The 18,970-nt window shown below is 41.6% G+C and carries 14 protein-coding genes; 9 read left to right on the plus strand and 5 right to left on the minus strand.

Going from position 1 to position 18,970, the window contains the following annotated elements; all coding sequences use genetic code 11:
- Window positions 1-25: 25 nt before the first annotated feature.
- Window positions 26-1,039: a type I glyceraldehyde-3-phosphate dehydrogenase gene (gap, locus tag Q0A08_RS19200; RefSeq protein ID WP_438463074.1), complete on the minus strand. Its 1,014-nt coding sequence runs from the start codon at window positions 1,037-1,039 to the stop codon at window positions 26-28.
- 372 nt (window positions 1,040-1,411) lie between these two features.
- On the opposite strand from gap, the gene edd reads away from it, so the two are divergent.
- From edd to Q0A08_RS19235, 7 genes are all read left to right on the plus strand, one after another.
- Entirely contained in the window at window positions 1,412-3,238 is a 1,827-nt protein-coding gene (gene edd, locus Q0A08_RS19205; protein WP_438463075.1) for a phosphogluconate dehydratase, read from the plus strand.
- Between the two features lie 148 nt (window positions 3,239-3,386).
- Window positions 3,387-4,409, plus strand: coding sequence for a LacI family DNA-binding transcriptional regulator (locus Q0A08_RS19210; protein WP_438463076.1), 1,023 nt, complete (start codon window positions 3,387-3,389; stop codon window positions 4,407-4,409).
- 177 nt (window positions 4,410-4,586) lie between these two features.
- Window positions 4,587-5,618: an ABC transporter substrate-binding protein gene (locus Q0A08_RS19215; RefSeq protein WP_438463077.1), complete on the plus strand. Its 1,032-nt coding sequence runs from the start codon at window positions 4,587-4,589 to the stop codon at window positions 5,616-5,618.
- 71 nt (window positions 5,619-5,689) lie between these two features.
- The gene (locus tag Q0A08_RS19220; protein WP_438463078.1) at window positions 5,690-7,921 is read left to right on the plus strand and encodes an ABC transporter permease; all 2,232 of its coding nucleotides are present in this window, start codon (window positions 5,690-5,692) and stop codon (window positions 7,919-7,921) included.
- Window positions 7,921-8,994, plus strand: coding sequence for an ABC transporter ATP-binding protein (locus tag Q0A08_RS19225; RefSeq protein WP_438463079.1), 1,074 nt, complete (start codon window positions 7,921-7,923; stop codon window positions 8,992-8,994). The genes Q0A08_RS19220 and Q0A08_RS19225 overlap by 1 nt, the downstream gene beginning before the upstream one ends.
- 14 nt (window positions 8,995-9,008) lie before the next feature.
- The gene (locus Q0A08_RS19230) at window positions 9,009-9,815 is read left to right on the plus strand and encodes an inositol monophosphatase family protein (RefSeq protein ID WP_438463080.1); all 807 of its coding nucleotides are present in this window, start codon (window positions 9,009-9,011) and stop codon (window positions 9,813-9,815) included.
- 159 nt (window positions 9,816-9,974) lie between these two features.
- A complete protein-coding gene (locus Q0A08_RS19235) occupies window positions 9,975-10,823 on the plus strand; it encodes an SDR family oxidoreductase (protein ID WP_438463081.1) in 849 nt (282 codons plus the stop codon).
- Window positions 10,824-10,957: 134 nt separating this feature from the next.
- On the opposite strand, the gene putP is transcribed toward Q0A08_RS19235, so the two are convergent.
- Together putP and hexR are read right to left on the minus strand one after the other, a co-directional pair.
- Complete coding sequence (putP, locus tag Q0A08_RS19240) at window positions 10,958-12,451, minus strand: sodium/proline symporter PutP (RefSeq protein WP_438463082.1); 1,494 nt, start codon at window positions 12,449-12,451, stop codon at window positions 10,958-10,960.
- Between the two features lie 342 nt (window positions 12,452-12,793).
- The gene (gene hexR, locus Q0A08_RS19245; RefSeq protein ID WP_438463083.1) at window positions 12,794-13,651 is read right to left on the minus strand and encodes a transcriptional regulator HexR; all 858 of its coding nucleotides are present in this window, start codon (window positions 13,649-13,651) and stop codon (window positions 12,794-12,796) included.
- Window positions 13,652-13,739: 88 nt separating this feature from the next.
- On the opposite strand from hexR, the gene Q0A08_RS19250 reads away from it, so the two are divergent.
- Window positions 13,740-14,639 carry a phosphotransferase gene (locus Q0A08_RS19250; RefSeq protein WP_438463084.1) on the plus strand — a complete coding sequence of 300 codons (900 nt, stop codon included), beginning with the start codon at window positions 13,740-13,742 and terminating at the stop codon, window positions 14,637-14,639.
- 34 nt (window positions 14,640-14,673) lie between these two features.
- Window positions 14,674-15,387, plus strand: coding sequence for a uracil-DNA glycosylase (ung, locus tag Q0A08_RS19255; protein ID WP_438463085.1), 714 nt, complete (start codon window positions 14,674-14,676; stop codon window positions 15,385-15,387).
- Between the two features lie 25 nt (window positions 15,388-15,412).
- Here ung and ygfZ read toward each other — a convergent pair whose 3' ends face one another.
- Window positions 15,413-16,321: a CAF17-like 4Fe-4S cluster assembly/insertion protein YgfZ gene (gene ygfZ / locus Q0A08_RS19260; protein WP_438463086.1), complete on the minus strand. Its 909-nt coding sequence runs from the start codon at window positions 16,319-16,321 to the stop codon at window positions 15,413-15,415.
- Between the two features lie 140 nt (window positions 16,322-16,461).
- A complete protein-coding gene (locus tag Q0A08_RS19265) occupies window positions 16,462-18,966 on the minus strand; it encodes an EAL domain-containing protein (protein WP_438463087.1) in 2,505 nt (834 codons plus the stop codon).
- Window positions 18,967-18,970 lie beyond the last annotated feature (4 nt).

Consider the following 18,970-nt stretch of genomic DNA (forward strand, 5'->3'; position numbering starts at 1 on the left):
GCTGCGTCAGCAGCCCTTCAACTAATTACTTAGCATTCATCAAAGCGATGGTGTTATCCAACATTCTGTTAGAGAAGCCCCATTCGTTATCATACCAAGCCATTACTTTCACAAGTTTGCCTTGAACACGGGTTTGAGTCGCATCAAAGTTTGAAGTGAAAGTGCTGTGGTTAAAGTCGCTAGATACTAGAGGTTCATTGTTAACCGCTAATACTTGAGCCAAAGTTGCGTCGTTCGCAATCGCGTCTGCAATAATTTTGTTAACTTCTTCTGCCGTTGTTTCACGAGGTGCTAAGAAAGTTAGATCAACTAAAGAAACGTTGATTGTTGGTACACGTACTGCCATGCCGTCAAACTTACCCGCTAGTTCAGGAACAACTAGGCCAACAGCGGCTGCTGCACCAGTTTTAGTTGGGATCATGTTCATTGCTGCTGCACGGGCACGGTAAAGGTCTTCGTGATAAACATCAGATAGACGCTGATCATTTGTGTAAGCGTGAATCGTTGTCATCAAGCCACTTTCAATACCCAGTTGGTCGTTAAGTGGTTTAGCAATAGGTGCTAGGCAGTTTGTGGTGCAAGAAGCGTTAGAAATGACTGTCATGTCAGACGTTAAAACATCTTGGTTTACGCCGTATACAACAGTGGCATCAACGTTTTTACCTGGTGCTGAGATAATTACTTTTTTCGCGCCAGCTTCAAGGTGAGCACTTGCTTTGCCTTTTTCAGCAAAGAAACCAGTACATTCATAAACCACATCTACCCCAATTTCTTTCCAAGGTAGGTTTGCTGGGTCGCGTTCTGAAAGCGTTAGTATTTTATCATCATTGATATAAAGTGCTTCAGCATCGAAATCTACTTTGGCATTAAAGCGGCCGTGTACCGTATCGTATTTTGTTAGATGAGCGTTGATTTTAGAGTCACCTAGGTCATTGATAGCAACAACTTGGATCTGGTCTCGTTTATCTGACTCATATAGAGCTCGTAAAATATTGCGTCCAATGCGTCCGTATCCGTTGATGGCTACTTTAATCGTCATACACACCTCTAAAACTTGTTGTGAAATTTATAAATAAATTCGATTTCGAAAACTATATGTGCGAATTCTATTGATTTTTGATGTAAAAATACAACATTTTAATCGATTTTTAGCAAATAGCTGACAAAAACCGCTTATTTTGTCGTTTTATTTATTTAATTAAAGACGACTGTCATCAAATAAGCATACTCAATGGGGCATATTATACGCTAAATGTGACAATTATAAATTCTTTTCGTAAATTAATTACAAAAACAAAGGTTTTATTCTGAAAAAATAAAGAAATTATGATTTTTTTGTAGTAAAGTTACGAAATTGAGAATTTAAGCAGGCAATCCCTCTTTATCAGGGTGAGCAAAGAAGAGTGACCTTATGAATCCCACAGTGTTAAAAGTTACCAATACCATTATAGAGCGCAGTAAGACATTACGAGCTCAGTACCTCAAGGATATGGAACAGGCTCGTGCTAAAGGGCCACATAGAGGCAAATTATCTTGTGGTAACTTAGCGCATGGCTTTGCTGCCTGTAATTCAGGTGACAAACAAAAGCTAACCCTGATGAATGAAGCCAATATTGGCATTATCACTTCTTATAATGACATGTTGTCTGCACATCAACCTTATGAAGCTTATCCGGATAAAATTCGTCAAGCGGTACATGAGATGGGTTCTGTCGCTCAAGTTGCTGGTGGTGTACCCGCTATGTGTGATGGGGTGACTCAAGGCCAAGATGGCATGGAACTGAGCTTATTTAGCCGTGACAATATTGCGCAAGGCGCAGCGATAGCCCTTTCTCACAATATGTTTGATGCCGCTGTTTACCTTGGTATTTGTGACAAAATTGTACCAGGGCTTTTAATTGCGGCGTTACGCTTTGGCCACTTACCTAGCCTATTTATTCCTGCTGGTCCTATGCACTCTGGTATTACCAACGCACAAAAAGCGGCAGTAAGACAAAAATTTGCCATTGGTGAAGCGACCCGTGATGAGCTGTTAGAAGCAGAATCGGCTTCTTATCATAGTGCGGGTACTTGTACTTTTTATGGTACTGCTAATTCAAACCAGCTTTTAGTCGAATTAATGGGATTGCAGCTACCTGGATCGTCGTTTGTTAATCCTACTGATCCACTACGTGATGCATTAACCACTTATGCGGCTCAGCTATCAACAAAAATTACTGCGTTAGGCAGTGACTACCGTCCTATGTATGAAATTGTGGATGAACGCAGCATTGTCAATTCAATTGTGGGTTTGTTAGCAACCGGTGGCTCAACTAACCACACTATGCATATTGTGGCGTACGCTCGTGCTGCTGGCATCATAGTGACTTGGGATGACTTTGCAGAACTGAGTAAAGTGGTGCCTTTATTGACTCGTATTTATCCAAATGGTCCTGCTGATATTAACCATTTCCATGCTGCAGGCGGTATGGCTTTCCTTGTTAAGCAGCTGATTGCGGGCGGTTTAGTACATGAAGATGTGAACACTATAATGGGCCAAGGTTTGGCGCATTACACCAAAGAACCTTTCTTAGATAACGATAAGCTAGTATGGCGTGATGGCACTCCAGACAGCTTAGATGATGAGGTCATAAGACCTATCACTGCACCTTTTAGTAAAGAGGGTGGTTTATCTCTTTTAACCGGTAACTTAGGTCGCGCTGTGATTAAAGTATCAGCCGTGAAAGAAGAAAACCGTGTGATTGAAGCACCTGCGGCAGTTTTCCACAGCCAGCATGAGTTAGCAGATGCCATTATCAGTGGTGAATTAAAACGAGACTGTATTGCTGTAGTACGTTTTCAAGGGCCTCAAGCGATCGGTATGCCTGAGCTACATAAACTAACGCCATACCTAGGAAACCTTCAAGATCAAGGTTACAAGGTTGCTCTGGTAACTGACGGTCGTATGTCCGGTGCATCGGGCAAAGTACCAGCGGCGATTCATCTTACGCCAGAAGCGGCGGCAGGTGGTGCAATTGGCCGTATTCAAGATGGCGATATGGTTCGTCTTGATGCGAATACGGGTGAACTAAGCTTATTAATTGATAGCCAAAACCTTGCTCATCGCGAACAAGCTAAACATGACCTTGATGCATCACATCAAGGTATGGGGCGTGAATTATTTATGGCGCAAAGAGCCATGGTGACAGGTGCAGAAGAAGGCGCAAGCAGTTTGTTCCCTTCTCTTAACTTGTCATAACTTTTCCTCTGACGACTAACACTTGTGTTAGTGTCTGGTGTTTTAGGCCTACGTTTGTAGGCCTTTTTTTTGCTTAAAATAAATGCTAACTGTCATTATGAGGTGTGTTTTGTATAGAATGGCAGGCTCACAATCTTGAGAGAAAATGATGAATAAACGACAGGCAACATCAGCTGATGTTGCAGCATTGGCCGGGGTTTCTCAATCAACCGTGTCACGCAGTTTTGATGAAAACAGTCGTATATCAGCGGCGACACGGCATCGTGTTTTTGCAGCAGCAAAAGAGCTTGGTTATCAAATAAACAAGGCTGCTCAAACCATGATAAAGCAACGTAGTGACTTAGTTGGCTTGGTGACAGCGGGGTTAGAGGACCCTTTTCGATCTGAGTTTCTTAACCAGCTGGTGATTGAAGTACAGAAACAAGGCTTTCGTCCTATGGTGATAGATGTTACCCAGACTCAAGGCATAGATAACTCCCTTCAGGCTTTGATGCAGTATCAATTAAGTGGTGTCATTATTACCTCAGGGTCGCCAAGTGAAAGCATAGTACAAGAGTTTGTTAGCCGTTCTGTACCTGTGATTTTAGTAAACCGTGCGGATCAAGAAAGTGATTTGTCAGGCGTTGATATTGTTAATATTGACAATATTAAAGGGGGAGAGCTGGCTGCTGAAGCCTTGATAGGATCAGGTTGTAAAAAGGTAATGGTCGTCAGAGCAAAAGCCAGTAGCTATTCCAGTCTGATGCGTACTAGGGGATTTATCCAGGCGGTGAGTTCTCATAGCGCCGTTAAAACCCTAAGTGTTACTGAGGTCGAATGTGAAACAGGTGATTATGAGGGGGGTTACCAGTTAGCTCGTCAGTTACTTGCTGAGCAAATTATGCCTGATGGTATTTTCTTTTGTATGGATCATATTGCCTGTGGCTTCATGGATGCGGCTCGCAAAGAGTTCCAATTGTCTATTCCCCAAGATATGAGCCTGATTGGTTTTGATGACATTCGTCTCTCAAGCTACCAATCCTATGCTCTTACGACGATTAAACAGTGTCCTAAATTAGTGTCTAAAGCTGTGGTAGACAGTTTGGTTAAAAGGCTGGAAAAACCGACTACCAGTGCCATGTATCAGGTGGTTCCTGTTGAGTTTGTAAGCCGAGAGACATTGACTTCTTAAGTGCTCGATGCTTACGAGTTTAATTGTGAGAAAAGAGCTATTCCATTATTGAAATAAATATTCCATAAAAATTTAGAAATGAAATTTATATTTACAAATAAAATTTTATAGGTAGTATGAAATAAGTTGTTCATACGTATGCACAACCTTGCAACTGACTTAGGAGTAAATATAAAAATGAAAAAATCTCCACTTATAACAAGTATGGCTATTGCACTACTCGCGACGACGGCGTCTTCAGGCGCGTTAGCGAAAGGAAAATTGAACGTACTTTGTTCGGCAGATACCGATTGGTGTAGTTTGATGGAAACGCGTTTTGAGCAAGAAACCGGCGTTAAGGTTTCTTTAATTCGAAAAAGCTCTGGGGAAGGTTATGCCCAATTAAGAGCAGAATCGAAAAATCCAAAAATAGATGTTTGGTGGGGAGGAACAGGTGACCCACATTTACAAGCAGCGAAAGAAAACCTCACCCAAGCTTATCGCGCAAAAGAGCTTCCTAATTTATTAGCTTGGGCACAAAACCAATCCTTAGTGTCAGACAATCGCACGGTTGGCATATACGCAGGTGCATTAGGGTTTGGTTATAACGAAAATCTTATCAAGAAAAAGGGATTACCTGTCCCTCAGTGTTGGAAGGATCTAGCTGACCCTGTTTATAAAGGGGAAGTGCAGATCGCTAATCCAAATTCATCCGGTACAGCTTACACGGCGCTAGCTACTTTTGTGCAGTTGTTTGGTGAAGAAAATAGTTTTGAATACCTGGCCGACCTTCATAAGAACGTAAGCCAATATACTAAATCAGGCTCAGCACCGATTAAGGCTGCGGCACGTGGAGAGACTGCTATTGGTATTGTCTTTATGCATGACATTATGAAGCAGGTTAAAAAGGGCTTCCCACTTAAAATTGTCGCGCCTTGTGAAGGAACAGGCTATGAGGTGGGGTCTATGAGTATCGTGAAAGGTGCACGTCATCTTAAAGAGGCGAAAATGTGGGCTGAGTTCGCATTAAGGCCTGATATTCAATCGCTAGCTCAATCGGTGAATGCTTTTCAGGTGCCTTCAAATCAGGCATCTACAATTCCCCCAGAAGCGCCGAATTTTGATGAGCTAAAACTGATTGATTACGATTTTGCCAAATATGGCTCGGTCGCCACTCGCCGGCACTTGTTACAACGTTGGGATGACGAAATTAAGTCTTTAGCACGTTAGAACTGGCTATGTATTACCGATTAGGTGGGATGATTTACCACCTAATCGGCACTTATTTTGTGGGGAAGAGTGTGAAAAAATCATTAATTCTATGGCTGCTTGTGGGCTGGGTTGGCTACTTTATATTGCCCTGGTATTTACTCGAAGAAGGCCTATTTTCCTTTGATTGGCTATTGGATGGTTATCCCTTTGATGAGGATTATAGCCCAGCATTTATTCAAGTGTTTAGCGCTGATAAAGCTTGGTTATTACCCTTACTCATAAGTCTGTTATTACCTTTAAAAGCCCTGTCACTAAAAAAGTCTGATCAAGCTTATGGATCATACTTGATTTGCTCAGGTGCACTAGGTTTGGCTTATTTAATATTACAAGGCTTTGCTATTGGTGTAAGTGGTTGGCAGCTGAGTCTGTTTACTAGCTTCTTTTTAGATTCAGAATTCAATCAATATGGAATGGGGTACGGCGCTCTCTTATATGGCCTTTCCATGTTGATGATATTAACCACTGGGCTTGCTGCACGAGGCGTGATGAAAGGGGATGTATTTGTCACCAGTAGCATAGGACTGATTATTGCGATTGTCAGTGTGTTTGTCTTTTATCCAGTGAGCCAAGTACTAATCAGTGCTTTTCAAGATAATCAGGGCGCTTTTTCAAGCACCTCTTTTATTAATAAATTTTTTGATGAGAAAATCTGGGGCTTAGGCTGTACGACAAGTTCTGTCTCTTGCGGTATTGCTTGGAACTCACTGACACTTGCTTTACTAACCGCCACGATTACTACTGGGCTAGGTTTGGCCTTCGCGCTTATCGTTACACGCACCGGCTTTGTTTGGAAAAAACAATTAAGGTTATTAACGGTATTGCCCATCATTACACCACCTTTTGTTATCGGTTTAGCCCTCATTCTGTTATTCGGACGTTCTGGTGTTGTCACTGAGTTCTTTGCTGATCTATTTGGTTTGGAAGCCAGCCGCTGGTTATATGGCCTACCTGGGGTGCTGTTTGCACAAGTCTTATCATTTACGCCGATCTCCTTTCTAGTCCTAATTGGTGTGGTTGAAGGCGTGAGTCCATCCATGGAAGAAGCCTCTCAAACCTTAAGGGCTGATCGTTGGAATACCTTTAAAAATGTCTCTTTACCCTTGATGCGTCCGGGATTAGCGAATGCTTTTCTGCTTAGCTTTATTGAAAGTATGGCTGACTTTGGAAACCCTATGGTGCTTGGAGGTAACTTTGAGGTGCTGTCCACAGAGATTTTCTTCGCTATTGTCGGGGCTCAAAATGATCAAGGTTATGCCGCAGTCTTGGCTATTTTATTGTTAACCTTCACATTAAGTGCTTTCTTTGCACAACGAGCTTGGCTAGGTAAAAAATCCTATGTCACCGTCTCAGGCAAAGCTGATTCTGGTGCACATATGGGATTAAACCCTATGTTAAAAATTAGCTGTTACAGCGTTGCGCTCCCATGGGCTCTTCTGACATTAGTGATTTACGGCATGATAATGTTTGGAGGATTCGTGAAGAGCTGGGGTTATGATCACAGCTTTACCATGCAGCATTATGAAGATGCCTTTGCTTTAAGTTGGACTGATTTAGGCCTTGTTTGGCAAGGTGCTGCTTGGGATTCTTTTTGGACCACGCTGAGTATTTCCGCTATCGCCGCCCCTTTAACCGCCGCGGTTGGTTTATTAACCGCTTACCTTTTAGTTCGCCAATCCTTCAAATGGAAATCTGGGTTTGAGTTCGGCACCATGCTTAGCTTTGCCATTCCAGGGACTGTCATCGGGATCAGTTATATATTGGCCTTTAATGTGCCACCGCTTGAGTTGACCGGCACCGGCGTCATTCTAATTATCTGCTTTGTCTTTAGAAATATGCCTGTAGGTGTACGTGGTGGTATTGCGGCCATGAGCCAGCTAGATAAAAGCCTAGATGAAGCCTCATTAACATTAGGTGCGAATAGCTTTAGTACTTTTAAAAATGTCATCTTACCTCTGCTTAGACCCGCCATTATTGCCGCACTAACCTATAGTTTTGTACGGGCAATTACTTCGGTTAGTGCGGTGATATTTCTAGTGAGCGCGGATCATAATATGGCGACTTCTTACATTATTGGCTTAGTTGAAAATGGCGAATTTGGTATCGCGATTGCCTATTGCAGTGTGCTTATTCTAGTCATGTTGACCGTGATTTTAGCGATCAATTTATTGGTGGGTGAGCGCAAGTTAAGGCGCAGTAATCGTCTTTCAAATGCGATTAAGAAAAATACTAATGCACCATTGAAATTAAAGGAGGCTGAGTAATGAAGTCTAACGGCGATAAAGGCAGTGTTGTATTTGATCATGTGATTAAAAATTATGGTGATGTCACCGCGATTAATGATGTTTCTTTTAGTGTCGAACCGGGGAATTTAGTCACACTCTTAGGGCCAAGTGGTTGCGGTAAAACAACCACGTTACGCATGATTGCAGGCCTAGAGCATGCGAGTGCTGGACGTATTCTAATTGGTGGCAAGGATGTCACTCAGCTACCTGCCACAGATAGAGATGTGAGTATGGTATTTCAGTCTTATGCCTTATTCCCTCACATGTCCGTGGTGCAAAATGTCGCTTATGGTTTAGTGGCAAGTGGTGTGAATAAACAAGAAGCCAATGCTAAAAGTGAAGAAGCGTTAGCGCTGGTGGGCTTGCATGGTTATGGGCAGCGTTTACCTAGTGAACTTTCGGGTGGGCAGCAGCAAAGAGTCGCGGTTGCAAGGGCATTAGTGTTGGAGCCCGAAGTTCTATTATTGGATGAACCCTTGTCCAATCTAGATGCGAAATTACGGCGTCAGGTGCGTGAAGAAATACGTGAATTGCAGCAAAAACTTGGCCTCACCGCTGTTTATGTGACCCATGACCAAGAAGAAGCTATGGCAGTATCTGATCGCATCATAGTGATGAATAAATCAATTATAGCGCAAGAAGGCAGCCCAAAAACCTTATATGAAGAGCCTAACTCAAGCTTTATTGCTGACTTTATCGGCGATGCTAATTTGGTTGATGTGGAGATTATTGACCGCGCTAATGACATGGCTAATGTGGATATTGGAGGGATGCAGAAGTATCTTCCTGCGCGCGAGTTTAGCTTAGGGGCAGCCAAGCTTGCGATTCGACCAGATGCTATTCGATTAGACGCTAGCGCTGCGAATCAAGTTGGAATAACAGGGAATATTCGCCACGCAACCTATCTCGGAAATCAGATGCAATATGATGTTGAGTGTGAACTAGGCAGTTTGTTTGTGGTGGATTATCAACTCAAGCAAGGTCTGGTGGCAGGCTCTGATGTGAAGATTAGTTTTGCTGATCGTGGATTGGTATTGGTTAAAGCGAATTAAGTTGGAGCAAAATTATGTTTTTAGAAAAACACTTAGTAGAGGATGCTGTTGTCGCTCGTTTTGACTTGGCGAAACAGGTGATAAAAACGGCTGGTGAGCTGGCGTTAGATTACTTTGAACGGCGTGAAGAGTTAGTGATTGAAACCAAAGCTGAGCCACAGGATGTTGTCAGTATTGCTGATAAAAACGTAGAGCAGATTATTCTTCGCCAAATTCAAGAGGCTTATCCTAAAGATAATTTTTTAGGTGAAGAGCAAGGTATTTTAAAGGGTGATAATGATTACCTTTGGGTCGTTGATCCGATTGATGGTACTTCGTGTTTTGTTCACGGAATGCCAAGTTGGTGTATCTCAATTGCATTGATGCAAGCCGATAAAATCGCCTTTGGTTTAGTTTATGATCCCAATGCTGATGAATTGTTTACGGCGCTGTCTGGTAATGGTTGCCAGGTGAATGGCAAAGCGGTGAAAGCGCTAAATATTGATTCTGTACAAGCCGGTGTAATGGGGGTTGGCACCTCTCATCGCGTATCTTCAACCCATTGTCTGCACTTCCTACAAGGTTTATTGGATGAGGGAGGAATGTTTATTCGTAATGGCTCAGGTGCTTTGATGTTGGCTTATGTGGCTGCGGGGCGTCTGATAGGCTATTACGAGCCTCATATAAATTCTTGGGATTGCCTTGCTGGCCTGATTCTCGTGCAAGAGGCTGGTGGGAGTACTAATAGATTCCTAGAAAATGATGGTTTGCTAGAGGGGAATAGTATTTTGGTTTCTGCGAAAAAAATTCATCATCAATTAGATCATTTTACTCGGATGTAAATAACCTGTTCACACAGCAAGAGTTTAAGCCGGCTTAGCCGGTTTTTTTTGTCAAAAAAGTAAACCAATGAGTTTACTTTTTTAGCTTTTGATTTTAAAGTGCACTAATTGGTTTACTTTAAGTGTTTAAACGATTGAGTCAAAAATAGAGGCAGGAAAATGAGAAAAATTGCATTAGTGACAGGAACGTCAACAGGATTAGGTTTAAGTATTACATTGATGTTGGCAAAGCAGGGTTTTCATGTATATGCCACCATGCGTAACTTAAAGAAAAGGTCCGTTTTAGAATCAAAAATCACCTCAGATATGACGGTGACCATCAAGCAATTGGATGTGCAAGATAGTGTCAGTGTGAATCATTGCGTGGCTGAAATCATAGAGCAAGAAGGTCAAATTGATTTACTCGTGAATAACGCCGGAGCGGGTTTTGTAAGAAGTACGGAGCAGGCTAGCGAAGAAGATATTCAATGGGTAATGGACGTTAACTATATGGGAGTTGTTCGTTGCACTAAAGCCGTTTTACCTTTTATGCGTGCCGCAAGATCTGGTCATATTATTAATATTTCTTCTGTGGGCGGGCTGGTGGGCCAACCCTTTAACGAAATTTATTGTGCCGCAAAGTTTGCTGTAGAAGGTTATACCGAATCCATGGCAAGTTATATTCAGCCAAGCTTTAATATTAAATTTTCACTGGTTGAGCCAGGAGGCATAAACTCTGAATTTGGGAACAATGTGCTGGCTCAAGTAGAGCAGTCTGGTGGCATGCTAGAAGATGAATACCTACCCATTTTGCAAAAGTATATTGGTGGTGTTCAAGGCCGTAGTGATACTGGGGTATATCAAACTTGTGATGAGGTTGCAGATGTTGTTTTAGACTGTGTTAATAACCCTAAACCACCTGTGAGAGTACGCACTTCTGATTGGTCTAATGGTTTTTGTGAGTTGAAAACTCAGGCGGACCCAGAAGGCAGAAAACAGCAGCAGTCTGTGATTGAAACCTTTTTATAACCACAGTGTATTTATTCGCGAGTTAAGAGTAGAAGAGACAAAAGAGGTAGAAGAAAAGAATAAAAGCGTTATAAGAAGATAGGTAAAAAATGGTTCGCTTCGAGGGGAGAAGCGAACCATTGATAAAAGTTGGCTTACGCCATGGTATCTAATTTTTTCTCATATTCATCGAAAGTGTTTTCGATTTCGTCATTAGACGCTGACATCAAGCTAACAACAACGATTGCGATAGAGGCTAAGATAAAGCCTGGTACGATTTCGTAAAGGTCAAATAGACCGCCGCTTAACTGTTTCCATACCACGATTGTAATACTACCAACCAAGACACCTGCAAGAGCGCCATTGCGGTTCATTCTGCGCCAGAATAGGCTGAACAAAATAGCTGGACCAAAACCTGCACCAAAACCTGCCCATGCATAAGAGACTAGGCCAAGTACCGAGCTATCTGGGTTAAGTGCTAGCATCAATGCTAATAGAGACAGAGCGATAACGGCTAAACGACCAACCATCACGATTTCTTTACTGCTAGCATCTTTACGGATTAGCTGCTTGTAGAAGTCTTCTGCAAGTGCAGACGAAGATACTAATAGTTGTGAGTCAGCAGTACTCATGATGGCAGCCAAGATAGCGGCGAGTAGAATACCTGCAACAACTGGGTGGAAAACGGCATTAACCAAGATCATGAAAATTGTTTCGCCATCAGCCAAGCTACCACCTAGGTTCGCATCAACATAGATGATGCCAACAAAACCAATCAGCAAAGCACCAGCCATAGAAAGGGCTGTCCAAGACACGGCAATACGACGTGCTGTGGTGATGTCTTTGTTAGAACGACAGGCTTTAAAACGCGCTAGGATATGAGGTTGACCGAAATAACCTAGACCCCAAGCTGCAAGAGAAGCAATGCTGATCCAAGTTAAAGGTTCACCTTTAGCATTGTTCCAAAGAGTTAAAAGCTCAGGATTTTTCGCTTCAAGGTTAGCGCTAAGGTCAGAGATAGAGCCATCAAGTGCAATAACAGGCACGATAACGAGTGCTGCTGCCATTAATAAGCCTTGTACCAAGTCAGTCCAAGAAACCGCTAAAAAACCACCAAATAGAGTGTAAGAAACAACACACACTGTACCTATGATAACCGCAGTAGAATAATCTAGTCCGAATACAGTTTCAAAAAGCTTACCGCCAGCTACTAAGCCAGAGCTTGTGTAGAAAAGGAAGAATAGCAAGATGAAAAACGCTGAAATCGTTTGCAGCAATTTAGAGTTATCTTTAAATCGACGTGACAGATACTCAGGAATAGTCAGCGCATTATCGACTTGAATACTGTAAGTACGTAGTCTTTTTGCACAGATTAACCAGTTTAGCCAAGTTCCTAATAATAGGCCGCCTGCTAACCACATAGATTCCATGCCGGCTGCAAAAGCATAGCCTGGTAAGCCTAGTAGTAACCAGCCACTCATATCTGAAGCACCAGCGGAAAGCGCTGTTGGCCAAGGGCCTAAAGATCTACCGCCTAAGAAGTAGTCTTCAGAACTTGAGGTAAGTTTGTAAGCGTATAAACCTATTCCTAGCATCACCGCAAGGTAAACTAGAAAGGTAAAGGTGATTATTAAATTGTTTTCTATCATTTTATTTCCTGGTTCTTTTAACTTTTAATAAGTTTTTTTGATTATTTTTTATGTGAGTTGAAAACCACTGCACCGACGTGGGTTACAAAATGAAGTGCTAGAGAGAAAAAAGGATATATTTTCCCAGCTAAGCATATTGATAAAAGCCTTCATCTTTAGTCTAGGTGGTTGACGAGTGAACTGTCTTTCATAAAACGAGGGCGAAATTTCGAAATGCTCTTATTCTTTGCAAAATACTAATTTAGTAATTCGCTATTGAGGCTTTGGCAAAAAAATGCATCGTGAAGACGACAAAAAGCCCGCCAAACAATTTTGTTAGCGGGCTTTAAATTAGGTTTTTATTTATTCTTTAGGTAAACGCGTATCCTGCACACTGGTCTTAAGTTTACGCAGATGTGCGTTAAACTCAGGACCACGTTTTAATAATACGCCTGTTGCTAATGCATCAATCAAAGTAAGATAGACAATACGAGAGCTCATAGGTGTATAAATATCCGTATCTTCTGTTTCTTCAATTGGCAATACAATAGAGCAATGCTCAGTCAAAGGTGAGTTCGGATTGGTTAAGCCTATTACGGTTGCACCTGCTTCGCGGGCAACACGCGCAGTTTCGATCAAGGGTAGGGTTCGACCTGTATAAGAAATGACAACCACAGCGTCACCTGGATGAGTTCCTGCTGCAGCCATGCGTTGCACTAGAATATCAATGTAGGCAACTACAGGCATATTTAGCCTGAAGAACTTGTGGTGAGCATCTTGAGCCACAGGACCAGAAGCCCCTAAACCATAAAACTCAATGCGACGTGCCTGAGCGAGAATATCCACCGCACGGCTAATTAAAGAAGGCGGTAACAATTCTTGTGCGCGAGTAAGGTTGTTTTTAGCCGCTTCAAAAATTTTATTTGTGACAGCCCCAGGTGCATCGTCAGGTTCAACGTTTAAGTTTACATAAGGGGTGCCCGTTGCAAGGCTTTGTGCCAAGGCAACTTTGAAATCAGGAAAGCCACTACCGATCAAGCTTCTGCAGAAACGGTTAACAGTTGGCTCACTCACTTCAGCTCTGGCCGCTAATTTTGCGATACTAGAGTGAATGGTTGATTTAGGGTCTGATAAAATTGCTTCAGCAACTTTGCGTTCAGATTTACTTAATGTGTCCAGTTTGTCCTGGATTTTACGAATTATGTCTTCGTGTTTATTCATTGCTCTGCTTATGCCTGTCTATTGACTCAGATACGACTATTAGTCATTCTGACAGCCGTATCTAAATCTGGCAATAAAATGATTGAAAATGACAACATTATTAGAACATTTAGATAAAATTAAACATCTCATTCCGCCTGCAACTGAACTCAGCATTGATGTTTTGGAAGGCGGCTACTCAAATCAGGCCTATTGTCTCTCTTGGCAAGGACAGCCTAGGTGGGTATTACGTGTGCCTGGACTAGATGAGAAAGACTTTCAGATCTCCCGAATTTCTGAAAAAATTGCCTTAACTAGGGCCCAAGAGGCGGTAATCTCTCCTTCTTGTCTTTATTTTGATCAAGAATCTGGCCTGATGGTGAACCAATTTGTTTCTCAAAAGCCCTTTGAGTGGCAGGTGAATCACACGGATTTAGATATAGTAAGATTGGCTAAAAGCACACGATTAATCCATAAAATGCCCTCTAATCAGGCGCATTATGATGTTAAAAATGTGATCGAAACTTATCTAAAAACCTGTGAGAGAAGGTTATCAAAAGATAATTTATTACGACATGAAGTGAGTTTTTTGCAAGATTTGTCATTTTCTTACTTGAACAAAATACGTCCTTATCTGCCTGTTATGTGTCATAACGATATTAATCCGAAAAACTGTCTTGCTGATGAACTACATTTTTGGATTATTGACTGGGAGTATGCGGGTGTCGGCGATGCCTTATTTGATTTAGCATTAATTTTCTCATCCCATAACTTTTCGACTCCTCAAAAAGTACTTTTCCTTGCTCATTATGATGACACTCTGACATTAGACGCATTAGCTGATGATTTTGATAACTATCAATTGCTTTATAAAATTCGAGAAATGGCTTGGTTGTTACTTAAGCATGCTTCAACGGCGCAAGATGTCGAAGCGATACAGTGTTATCATGCTTTCAAACAAGAAGTGCTGGAAGATATTGCTCAAAGCAATCTTGCCAAGACGCTTTAACCATTAATATGTTTAGAATTGAGTAAGAGTAATTATGTCTTTGGAAGCCTTGTGGCAGCAAAAATTAGCGACTGAATTTGATACAAGTTATATGCAGTCCTTACAGGCTTTTCTCGCCTCACAAAGACAAGATGGGGTTGAAATCTACCCAAGCGAAAAAGACTGCTTTAATGCGTTTAAGTTAACCCCATTTGAACAGGTTAAGTTAGTTATCTTAGGGCAAGACCCTTATCACGGACCAGATCAAGCTCATGGTTTATCTTTCTCGGTGAAACCTGGAATAAAAGTACCGCCATCTTTAGTCAATATTTATAAAGAATTGAAACAAGACCTAGATATTCCTATTGCAGCACATGGCAATTTAGAGGCGTGGGCCGAACAAGGTGTGTTGCTGCTAAATAGTGTGCTAAGTGTGGAAAAATCCAAAGCTAACTCCCATCAAGGGAAGGGTTGGGAAACCTTTACCGATAAAGTGTTTGAGTTATTAAACAATGAGCATCAAGGCTTGGTGTTTATGCTTTGGGGATCTTATGCACAGAAAAAAGGGAAAGCGATTGATAGGGGTAAGCATCTGGTTTTAGAGTCTGTTCACCCATCGCCTTTATCTGCATACCGAGGCTTTTTGGGTTGCCAGCATTTTTCTTTAGCAAATAAGTACTTAAAGAAGCAGGGTAAAACCGAAATAGATTGGTGTTTGCCTGAGGGTAAAGCACAACCTCAGCAGGGCCAGACCTTATCACTTTTCTAGTGTGATAAGGTGTCTATAGGTGATGCTAGTTACTGTAAGGTAGTGGCTCAAGGTTAAGAGGGGTGTCTTGATAAAACAAAGGCGCTAGAGCTGACTCATCACCAATGATTGCAAAGATTAAAGTACTTTCTCCTAAGTTAACTGAGCTCACAACTTCAGCTACTTCTTTGCCGTCTTGGTTAGCAAGTTTCATTGCTGCAGAGAGGTCTAATGTACCTGTTGCACTTAATAGATAGAGGTGCTTCTTCAGGTTTCCACGGTACTGCATACGGGCCACAATCTCTTGTCCGGTATAACAGCCTTTTTTAAAGTTCACCCCATGGGTATGCTGCATATTCAGCATTTGTGGAATGAACTTTTCCGTATTCTCCGCGAGTATCAAGGCTTGGCCACTGAGTAAACTTAGGCCAAATAAATCATCATTCTTGTTTGGGATTTGAACTGCGCTTTGCTCATCACTTGGGCGAATATAAAGATAATGATTTATCTCAGCTTGGCACAGGCTAGCTAATATATGAGAAGGTGCAACCATCTCACAAGCAAAAGGTATGTCTTGCTGGGTCAATAGGAAATCTTGGCTAAAGACATATTCGACTTTAAAGTTATCTTGGGCACTGGTTAGCTGCGTTTTAAAAAAAACAGCAAACTTCTGTAGGTGTTTAAGGCTGCTTTCAACAAGGTCGGACCCCATGACAAGGAGAATATCTTCACCCTGTAAAAAGGCGTAGAAGTTAACAATCACTCGCCCTTTTATATTACATACCGCTCCTTGTAAGCCCTGATCATGAGTTAACTGAGTAAAGTCACAACTGGTTTGCCCCTGTAAAAACTTAACGCTGTCAGGGCCTGTTACCTTGATACAGGCAAGTTGGTTGGCACTGGTTGAAGCTGGTAACAAGTGAGTAAAGTCAGAAATGATAGACACAGAGTTCATAAAGGCCGCCAAAAGAGTCCTAATAAGAGGCAGTTTAACTAATTTTCATGGTCGACTAGTTAAAATACCAAGTTAGATGCCATGACTTATATCAATATAATTCTAGGCTAAAGGATATATGTGGCACGTTAAGCGCTTTTTCAAGCGCTTTTAACATTAATCCTCATTAACTTACTTAACTCATCCGGCAAAATTGGATAACTTAGGTGGTAACCTTGGCCGAGGTGACAGCCTTGTTGGATTAGACTCTGTTTTTGCTGCTCTGTTTCTATGCCTTCAGCGATAAGGGTTAACGACATATTGCTACCCAAGCTGATTATGGCGTTAACTATAGCTGAATCTGTACCTTGTTTTTCAGCATCTAAATCCGAGACAAAGGTTTTGTCTATTTTTAAACACTGAGCGGGTAAGCGTTTGAGATAGTTGAGTGACGAATAGCCAATGCCAAAGTCATCAATAGCGACTCTAAAGCCATTGTATTGCAACTCTATAATGGCTTCTGAACAATCATCTAAATTCGCTACAAGATCCTGCTCTGTAATTTCTATGGTGATGCAGTTTGTTGGGCAATTATATTTCTCAAGCAAATGTATTAGCTCATCCGGTAAATCTGGGCTTAAGAATTTTCTCGCCGAGAAGTTAATTGAAAAGAGTTTATCGGTTAAATCGACACCTTCTTCTTTCCATTGGCTAATTTGTTTTACGACACGGGTAAATACCCAGGTATCGATTTCTGTAATTATGCCGGTTTTCTCCGCAATAGGCAGGAAGTTGTCCGGAGTGATCAGGCCCATTTCTGGGTGATTCCAGCGAATAAGGGCTTCTGCGCCAACTATCTCATCTGTAATTAGGTTGTATTGCGGCTGGTAATGAATAAAGAACTCATCATTTTCAATGGCTTTGCGAATTCCAGAGCTTAATTGCAGTAGCTTGTGGGCTTCGGTAGACATTTCAGCTTGATAAACACTATAGGTATTACGGCCTTTGCGCTTAGCATGATACATGGCAACGTCAGCATTGCTGACTAGGTTCTCTAAGGTGTCACCATGTTCAGGGTAAAGGCAAACACCGATACTGCTACCAGCAAAAACACTGTTTGCATTGAGCTCAAAGGGTAGGTTAAGGATGCAGTTTAGCTCTTCTGCTCTATCTTGTAATGAGGCTCGGTTTTGTTCATCAGGGTAGATGATCATAAACTCATCACCGCCTAAGCGAGCAACTATGCCATCGGAGGCGACCGTTTCACGTAGGCGTTTTGAGATAAGCTTAAGCAGTTGATCGCCCATCCCATGGCCCAAACTGTCGTTAACGTGTTTGAACTGGTCAATATCAAGGAAGAGTAGTCCGAACTTAGCTCCCGTTTGTTGTGACTTCTTGATGCAGTGTTCTATGTCTTGGTAAACCTGCAATCTATTAGCAAGGCCTGTCAGTACATCATGATGAGCTAGATGATTAAGCTTTATACGCTCTGCCTGTAACTCTTGATAGGTTTCATCAAGACGTCGGCTCATCTTGTTAAAGGCTTTTTCTATGGTATTCCATTCATCCTGACGCTGTAGTTGAATGACCTGATTAAATTGGTCGGCTTCTATTTCATTAAAGCGTGTGATGATGGTCTTGATAGGAGACTTAATGTGCTTATGGATTTGGCGAATAAAGATGATGCCGCTGAAAATAAGGATAAAACCGGCGAAGTAAATTACTTCCAAACGTAATGTTTGAATTTCGGTTTTAAGCTGATTTTTCAGTAGGATAGCGCTGAACTTTACACTGCCTTCTGTTTTCTCTACTTGTGTTAATAGCTCATCTTCTGATTTTGCGAGAGAAGATAAAATCCGCCAGCGCTGAGCGAGCTTGTTTTGCAACTTCTTTAAAACCTGACGGTATTGCTCAAGGCTTTGTTTGGTTTTCAGTTTGTTCTCAATAATGGGAGAGTACAAACCATTAAGATTCGATAGGTGGAGCTCAAAAATATCCAGCTGGTTCTCAATCTCAATAATCAAGACTTCTTCCGTGTCTGGCGTGATTCTGCTTCTAATGGTTGCTGTCAGTTTACCTATTGTTAAATAGGTCACTTGTAATCGGGTGATGGCCCCTTCTAACACATTATTACTAGTATGAAAGTTATCGCCTGGCGTGGTGATGTGCGAGTCTTCATGGCGTAGCACATTCATTAAATGGTTTTCACTAACAGACAGGTCCAAGGCTTCGAGTATGTCTAGCAACTCTTCATCTGCGCTTTTAAGCTCTCTCAATATCTGATTTAAAGACAAAGAGTTATCGATAAACCGATGAAAGTTTCGAATAAATACATCGGTTAGTTGGGAGAAATTAGTGGAATCAGATAACGTTCTAATTTCATTCAGCTTTTGCTCAATAAATTGGCCTTCTTTATTGAGAATTTCTTTATCGTACAAGAGTGATTGTTCGAGTAACTGTATACGGTTTGAAAGAACAAACATTTCGCGGCTAACTGATGAGTTTATCGCCAATTTATTAATATGCTGATTGGATTGGTAATCAATAATACTGCGAATATTTGATAGGGAGTTAATAACGTAAAAGCCAAGCGAACAAAGCAAAGCAAGGACTAATAGTGCAGAAAATATAAATCTAAAGCCCAGCGTGATTTTAGGTGTATTCATATGG

It is taken from the genome of Marinomonas sp. PE14-40, from assembly GCF_051623805.1.
In the GTDB taxonomy this organism is placed as follows: domain Bacteria; phylum Pseudomonadota; class Gammaproteobacteria; order Pseudomonadales; family Marinomonadaceae; genus Marinomonas.